The following is a 2,317-nucleotide window of genomic DNA, read 5'->3' on the forward strand; positions in this document are numbered from 1 at the left end:
TGTTGTTTATACCAGCCCGGCCCCCGCCCCCGCCCCCGGCGGGGGGGGCACCGGCGCGTGTACGGCCCTCGCGCGCCGGTGCCCTACTTGACGGTGACCCGGGCCGCGATCGGGAGGTGGTCGCTGCCCGTGCGGGGCAGGGTCCAGGAGGCCACCGGGGTGACCCCGCGGACCAGGATCTGGTCGATGCGGGCCATGGGGAACTGCGCGGGCCAGCTGAAGCCGAAGCCGTCGCCGGACGCGCCCTGGGTGGAGCGCAGCTGCGAGGTGACCTCGGACAGGGCCCGGTCGTTGACGGTGCCGTTGAGGTCGCCGAGCAGGATGACCTTGCCCAGCGGTTCGGCGGCGAGCGCGGCGCCGAGGGCGTCGGCGCTGTTGTCGCGCTGGTTGGCGGTGAAGCCGGCGTTGAGCTTGACGCGGACCGAGGGCAGGTGGGCGACGAAGGCGGCGATCTCGCCGTGGGGGGTCTGGACGGTGGCGCGCATGGCCCGGGTCCAGCCCATCTTGATGTCGACGGGCGTGCTGGAGATCAGCGGGTACTTGCTCCAGATGCCGACGGTTCCTTCGACCGAGTGGTACTTGTACGTGTCCCCGAGGGCCTTCTCGTAGACGGGGACGGCGCTGCCCTTGAGCTCGGTCAGGGCCAGGACGTCGGCTCCGGACTTGGCGACGGACTCGGCGGTGCCGGTCGGGTCGGGGTTGTCGGCGTCGACGTTGTGGGTGGCGACGGTGAGGTTGCCGCCGGCGTGGGACTTGTCGGTGACCAGGCCGCCGAAGAGGTTCGCCCAGACCGCGGCGGTCAGCAGTATCGCGATGAGCGCGGTCGCGGAGCGGCGGAAGAGGGCGGCGGCGAACAGGACCGGGACGGCCAGGCCCAGCCAGGGCAGGAAGGTCTCGGTGAGGCTGCCGAGGTTGCCGATGTCGTTGGGCAGCGAGGCGTGGAAGATCATGACGAGCGAGATCAGCCCCGCGAGCGCGGCGAGCACGATCCCGCGGCGCCAGATGCCGCGGTCGCGCCGCAGGTCGGCCAGCCGGCGCCGGAGACCGGATCGGGAGGGCTCGGGCTCCGAGCCGCCGTTCCCCGTCTCCGTCATGTACGCCTGTGCCATGCCACTGCCCTCGCTGCCGTGCTCGCGCTCCGTCCCCGCCCCTTGACCCTAGGCGATATGCGGAACGTTCCGTGCCGATTGTCTCGGCCGTACGTCCGGGAGGACGAACGACCGAGCGGCCATAGTTCCGCTTGTCACGAAACGCGCACATTGGGCCGACCGGGCCCTTGCTGCGCCGGGAGTGTGACGAACGGCGGGATGAACCGGTCCTCGTGCCACTTCCCGCCCGGGCCGGACGAGTGCCACCATGGGTGTGAGTCCGGGGACGCCGTAAGGGCGCCTCGAGATGAACATCAAGGAGCAGTTGCAATGACGCATGCCGTTTCGCCTGCCCGCGAAGCCGCCTCCCCCACCCTGTACGGGGGCACGGGCACCCGGCGCATCACCGTCCGCGACCTCACCCTCGCCAAGGAACGCGGCGAGAAGTGGCCCATGCTCACCGCCTACGACGCGATGACCGCGTCCGTGTTCGACGAGGCCGGCATCCCGGTCATGCTCGTCGGCGACTCCATGGGCAACTGTCACCTCGGCTACGAGACCACCGTCCCGGTCACCATGGACGAGATGACCCTGCTGTCGGCGGCCGTCGTACGGGGCACCAGCCGCGCCCTGATCATCGGTGACCTGCCCTTCGGCTCGTACCAGGAAGGCGCCGTACAGGCGCTGCGCAGTGCCACCCGGCTCGTCAAGGAGGCCGGGGTGGGCGCGGTGAAGCTGGAGGGCGGCGAGCGCTCGCTGGCCCAGACCGAGCTGATCGTGCAGTCCGGCATCCCGGTCATGTCCCACCTGGGTCTGACCCCGCAGTCCGTGAACGCCATGGGCTACCGGGTCCAGGGCCGCGGCGACGAGGCCGCGCACCAGCTGCTGCGCGACGCGAAGGCCGCGCAGGACGCGGGCGCGTTCGCGGTGGTGCTGGAGCTGGTCCCGGCCGAGCTGGCCGCCGAGGTCACCCGGTCCCTGCACATTCCGACGGTCGGCATCGGCGCGGGCTCGGAGTGCGACGCGCAGGTGCTGGTGTGGACGGACATGATGGGGCTGACCGGCGGCAAGATGCCGAAGTTCGTCAAGCAGTACGCGAACCTCCGCGCGACCATGGGCGACGCCGCGAAGGCCTTCGCCGAGGACGTGGTCGGCGGAACGTTCCCGCAGCCGGAGCACGCCTTCCACTGATGCCCCTCCCCTAGGGAACCGAGCGGTCCGGGCAGCCC

General features: G+C 71.2%; 1 protein-coding gene and 1 pseudogene. One reads left to right on the plus strand and one right to left on the minus strand.

The window, feature by feature from the left end; all coding sequences use genetic code 11:
* Positions 1 to 83: 83 nt before the first annotated feature.
* Positions 84 to 1,050, minus strand: a pseudogene (locus ACWGDE_RS38280) (endonuclease/exonuclease/phosphatase family protein).
* A gap of 368 nt (positions 1,051 to 1,418) precedes the next feature.
* Here ACWGDE_RS38280 and panB point away from each other — a divergent pair.
* Complete coding sequence (panB, locus tag ACWGDE_RS38285; protein ID WP_453393701.1) at positions 1,419 to 2,279, plus strand: 3-methyl-2-oxobutanoate hydroxymethyltransferase; 861 nt, start codon at positions 1,419 to 1,421, stop codon at positions 2,277 to 2,279.
* Positions 2,280 to 2,317 lie beyond the last annotated feature (38 nt).

The sequence above is a fragment of the Streptomyces sp. NPDC054956 genome (assembly GCF_053609185.1).